Source organism: Deltaproteobacteria bacterium (assembly GCA_003696105.1).
Taxonomy (GTDB): Bacteria; Myxococcota_A; Polyangia; order Haliangiales; family J016; genus J016.
In genome coordinates, this window is the sequence record RFGE01000311.1 from 1 (window position 1) to 4,278 (window position 4,278).

Genomic DNA, 4,278 nt, shown 5'->3' on the forward strand with positions numbered 1-4,278 from the left:
AAAATGTCAAGGCCGTCGACGTTGACCGGAACCCACCGAAAGTCGGTACCGGCGACGGGAGCGCGGGCGACCGGCGGCAAAAAATCGCATGTCAAGACTGTTCGGTGACGGCACACGTTGTAGGATGCGGGGTCTCAGGGCGAAGCGAACGAAGCTGGGGAGGATGACCGTCACATGAGCACGCTGCCAGTCGTCGAACAGATTCTTCGAGAGACGGGTCGGCCGATGTCGGTTCGCGAGATCGTCGAGTACGCGCAGGGGCGGCTCCCGACGAAGTCCAAGACGCCCGACACGGTGGTCGCGCGCGATCTGTCGATGGACATCAAGCGTAAGGGGGAAAAGTCGCTCTTTTGCCGGACGGCTCCGGGCCGCTATACGATGCGCGAGTTCGTGGAACGCGCAACGGTCGACGAGTCGGCTCCGCCGCCGCCGACGGCTGCCGGCGTGGTCGCGCCGGCGATCCCGAGCCAGCCGAAGGGGCCGCTGCCCGCCCGTGCGACGACGAACTCCGACGTCGCCGAGGCCAGCTCGAGCGCGGCGCCGCGCTGACGGTGCGCCCGGCGCGGGTCCCGGGGCCGGGGAGCCGGCCATCCGGCTCGCCACCGAGGCCGACCGCGCGTGGATCGCCAAGACGGCGGGCGTGGTGTACCGCCCGCTCGGGGATTACGAGCGGATCCTCGGGGCGTGGCTCGACCATCCGGGAGTCGTGGCGCACGTGGACGTCGGTCCGCGGGGCGTTCGGCGCGGGTTCACCGTCTTGTGGTTCGGCGACGTCGAACCGCCGGATCCGCGGCCCGTCGCCGATTTGCTCGCGATCGGCGTCGCGCCGCGCTACCAGGGCCGCGGTCGGGGCCGGACGCTGCTGTGGCACGCGCTGGACGTCGCGCGCGCCGAGCCGTACCGGGCACGGCACGTCGTGCTCACCGTCGCCGACGACAACGCGCGGGCGCGGGCGCTGTTTGCCAGCGCCGGGTTCGAGGTGATCGACTGGGACTACGGCGCGTACGACGGCGGGCAGCGCGCGCTGCGGATGGCACGGTCCCTGGCGCCGCCGCCCGGGTAGCGCGCTCGCGCGCCGGCACCCCGCGGCTACGCGCGGTCGGCGGCGGTGGGCGGCGCGCCGGTCGCCTCGGCCGGCGTCGCCTCGGCCGGCGTCGACCGGGGCGACTGCGGCGGCGACGTGGCGGCGGCTTCGGCGGACCGCGCCTCGGCCCGGCTCGACGGGGCAGAGCGCGGCGGCGTCGAGCTGTCGCCGTCCGTCGCGTCGTCGCGGGCCGGCGCGCCGCCGCGACCGTCGGGCGGCGCCGCGCCGCCGCCGGCGGCCGCCTGGGCTTCCGACACCGCGCGTAGCTGCTTCGACCGCCGCGACTGCTGGTCGGCGATGAACTTGACGATATACGGGAACCCGATCTGCACGGGGTTGAGCGTCGGCGCGAGCTGCGCCACGAGTCCGAACAAAATGATGACCGCGCGTTCGACGAAGAACCAGCCGAGCGGAAACTCGACGGACTTCATCAATTCGCGCAGCTCCTCTTTCTTCAAATTCGGATCGGCGAACTGCTGCGCCTGGTCGATCGGAATCTTGCTGAAGTCGGTGATCTGCAGGTTGAGCAGCTTCTCGAAGTAGGTGCGGATCGTGCGCTCCAGCAGCTCGCGGTTGCCGTCGGCGCTCATGAAGCCCATCGTCTCGATGCCGCGGATCACCTTGGCGTCGTCGCGCGTCATCACGCCACCGAGTACGTCGAGCATTCCGTCGACCAGGTTTTCGCGCACTTCGGTCGCCGCGCCGAAATCGAGGATGACGATCCGCGGCTGTCCCTGCGGTCCCTTTTGCACGAAGAAGTTTCCCGGGTGCGGGTCCGCGTGGAAGAACATGTCCCAAAACAGCTGCTTGTAGAAGATCTTGACCAGCTTCGCGGCCACCTCGTCCGGGTCGAGCCCCAGCTCGATGAGCTGCTCGCGCCGCGAGATCTTGACTCCCTCCATGAACGACATCGTGAGGACCGTCCGCCCACTCGTGTCGGGGTACACGCGCGGGAACAGCACGTCCGGGTCGTCGGCGAAGTTGGCGGCCATGCGCTCGAGACAGCGCGCCTCGTGTTCCAGATTCGTCTCGCGCGACAGCATGTCGGTGAGCTGATCGTGGACGCGCATGATCTGGCGGATCGGAATGAATCGCCGATACACTTTGATCGCCCACCGCACGACGATCAGGTCGACTCGAATGATCGAGTTGATGTCCGGGTACAGGATCTTGACGGCGACGCGGTCGCCGTCGTGCGTGCGCGCCTCGTGCACTTGGCCCAGGGACGCGGCCGCGATCGCGTCGCGGTGAAACTCGGCGAATGCTTCCTCGGGGGGCTTGCCGATCTCTGCGGCAAAGCTCTTGCGGATCTTGCGGTACGGACGCGGTGGTACCTCGTCTTGAAGCTTTTCAAGCTCGCGAGTGATCACGCGCGGCAAGAACGTGCCCATGATCGAGAGGATCTGACCGAGCTTGATGAATACGCCGCGCAGCCGAATGCAGCCGCGCGTCAGCCGCCGCGCGTTGCGCGCGTGCAGGCCCTTCCACCGGCGCTTCACCCACTTGCGATCTTCGCCGAACACCTTCTCCAGTCCGAGCTGGAACATGATGCTCGCGAAGATCGGCCCGAACGCCCAAATGGCTCTCAGCAGCCGGATGAACGCCATATCGACCTCTCGCGCCCGGTCAAGATCGGCATCTTACCAGAGACGGCGCGCGCTCGAACGCCGGCCGTTTTCACGCGCGGCAGCCCGCATTACACTGGAGGCATGACCCTGTTCGATCGCGCCGCCGCGTTCTTCCGGCAGCTGCAGGGCGATATCTGCGAGGCGCTCGAGCGGCTCGACGGTCGAGGTCGATTCTCGTCGGACGCGTGGCAGCGCCCGGGTGGAGGCGGCGGGGTGAGCCGTGTGCTCGTCGACGGGGACGTGTTCGAAAAGGCGGGCGTCAACTGGTCGGACGTGTCGGGCGAGTTGCCGGACGAACTCGCAGCTCAGTTGCCGGGGCAGGACCGGGCGTTTCGCGCGAGCGGCGTATCGTTGGTACTACATCCGAGGTCGCCGATGGTGCCGACCACGCACGCCAACTTTCGCTGTATCCAGAAGGGCGACCGCATGTGGTTCGGCGGCGGAGCCGACCTCACGCCGTACTATCTGTTTCGCGACGACGTCGTTCACTTCCACCGCACGCTCAAGGCCGCGTGCGACGCACATTCCGGCGTGGCCGACTACGCGCGCTTCAAGACCTGGTGTGACGAGTACTTCTACCTGCCGCACCGCGGCGAGACGCGGGGCGTCGGCGGCATCTTCTTCGACTATCTCGACGGCGGGGGCGCGCTCGACGCCGTGTTCGAGTTCGTTCAAGACGCCGGCCGCGCCTTCGTGCCGGCCTACGTGCCGATCGTCGAGCGGCGGCGCGCGGAGCCGTGGGGGGAACGCGAACGCCGCTGGCAGCTCGTGCGGCGCGGCCGGTACGTCGAGTTCAACTTGCTGTACGACCGCGGGACCGTGTTCGGCCTCAAGACGGCCGGCCGGGTCGAGTCCATCTTGATGAGCTTGCCGCCGCTGGTTCGATGGGACTATGCGCCGCAGGTGGAGCCGAGCAGCCGCGAGGCCGCGCTCGTCGCCGCGCTCACGCCGACCGACTGGCTTCGGGAGGGGCAGGCCGAACCCCTGGCCCAACCGGATTGACGCGCCGCGTACATACCATGGCTAGTAGGTACGCCTTGACGACCTACCATCTATAGCGTATCACCAGCATATGGCCAAGAAGCAGACGCGACGCAGCATCAGCGTGAGCAAGACCACGTACGAGCGGCTCCGCGCCTACTGCGAGACGAACAACATCTCGATGAGCCAGTTCGTCGAGCAGCGCGTAGGCGATTTCCTGGGCCGGACCGAGCGCGTCCAGCGCCGCGCCGAGGAAGACGCGAAGAAGGCAGCGGATCCGCGTCGCGTGGCCGAACACATCTTCTCGTTCTGACGGCATCGTGGTCCGCGGATCGGCCGTCCCGCCGCACCGGCGGGACGCGCCGGCGGCTCGGCGTCGGCGTGCGCCCCCGGCCCCACGCAATCGCACGGCGGCGGTGCGGGGGCTATAACGGGGACATGCTCGTCCGCGCCTGCGCGCTCGCGGCCGCCGCGGCCGTGGCCGCGTGCTCGGCGCCGCCCGCTCCCGTCGGGCCGGCGGCCGCCGGCCCGCGCCGCATCACAATCGTCGCGACGACCGATTTACACGGCCACGTCGAGGCGCTG

General features: G+C 68.8%; 5 protein-coding genes and 1 pseudogene. 5 read left to right on the forward strand and 1 reads right to left on the reverse strand.

Translation table 11 applies throughout. The features are described 5' to 3' along the window. Positions 1-174 precede the first annotated feature (174 nt). Positions 175-549 (forward strand): hypothetical protein, encoded by a 375-nt coding sequence (locus D6689_19645; protein RMH38415.1) that lies wholly within the window; start codon positions 175-177, stop codon positions 547-549. Further along, the gene (locus tag D6689_19650) at positions 437-1,063 is read left to right on the forward strand and encodes an N-acetyltransferase (GenBank protein ID RMH38416.1); all 627 of its coding nucleotides are present in this window, start codon (positions 437-439) and stop codon (positions 1,061-1,063) included. Before D6689_19645 ends, D6689_19650 begins: the two co-directional genes overlap by 113 nt. Positions 1,064-1,329: 266 nt before the next feature. On the opposite strand, the pseudogene D6689_19655 reads toward D6689_19650, so the two are convergent. Beyond that, positions 1,330-2,691: pseudogene (locus D6689_19655) on the reverse strand (AarF/ABC1/UbiB kinase family protein). Between the two features lie 102 nt (positions 2,692-2,793). Between D6689_19655 and D6689_19660 the strand changes: the two are divergent. The 3 genes from D6689_19660 to D6689_19670 all read left to right on the forward strand — a co-directional run. Then, positions 2,794-3,714, forward strand: a complete 921-nt coding sequence (locus D6689_19660) for an oxygen-dependent coproporphyrinogen oxidase (GenBank protein RMH38417.1) — start codon at positions 2,794-2,796, stop codon at positions 3,712-3,714. 70 nt (positions 3,715-3,784) lie between these two features. Further along, on the forward strand, positions 3,785-4,006 hold the full coding sequence (locus D6689_19665) for a hypothetical protein (GenBank protein RMH38418.1): 222 nt from the start codon (positions 3,785-3,787) through the stop codon (positions 4,004-4,006). Positions 4,007-4,131: 125 nt separating this feature from the next. Beyond that, positions 4,132-4,278 (forward strand): RND transporter (locus tag D6689_19670; GenBank protein RMH38419.1); only part of this gene is annotated, 147 nt, incomplete at its 3' end.